The following is a 285-nucleotide window of genomic DNA, read 5'->3' as shown; positions in this document are numbered from 1 at the left end:
GCTGGAGCCTGACCGCGATGCGCCACAACGCGTGCTGATCGTCGATGACGACAACGACGCGCGCGAGCTGCTGGCCGACCCGCCACGCCGACTGCGACGGCACACTGCGCGGATCGACCGAATAGAAATTGCGGCCGGTCGGCAGAATCTGTGCCATGCCCCGCGTCGGCGAGCCGCTCGGGCCGGCCGGCACGTAGCGGCCCGACAGGCCATTCAACAAATTATTGATTTCGTCGGTCGCGCGGGCCAGGTTCGGCACAAGCTCGCGGCAGGCAAAACCAAGGA

Annotated in this window: 2 pseudogenes; one reads left to right on the top strand and one right to left on the bottom strand. The window is 66.7% G+C overall.

The features are described 5' to 3' along the window. Position 1: 1 nt before the first annotated feature. Positions 2-79, top strand: a pseudogene (locus EE949_RS29720) (response regulator); the annotation flags it as partial. Between the two features lie 33 nt (positions 80-112). On the opposite strand, the pseudogene EE949_RS29715 reads toward EE949_RS29720, so the two are convergent. After that, positions 113-193 (bottom strand): annotated as a pseudogene (locus EE949_RS29715) (cobaltochelatase subunit CobN); the annotation flags it as partial. Between the last annotated feature and the right edge of the window lie 92 nt (positions 194-285).

The sequence above is a fragment of the Pseudomonas viridiflava genome, assembly GCF_900602065.1.
Classification (GTDB): Bacteria; Pseudomonadota; Gammaproteobacteria; order Pseudomonadales; family Pseudomonadaceae; genus Aquipseudomonas.
This window is presented reverse-complemented; position numbering and strand designations above follow the sequence as displayed.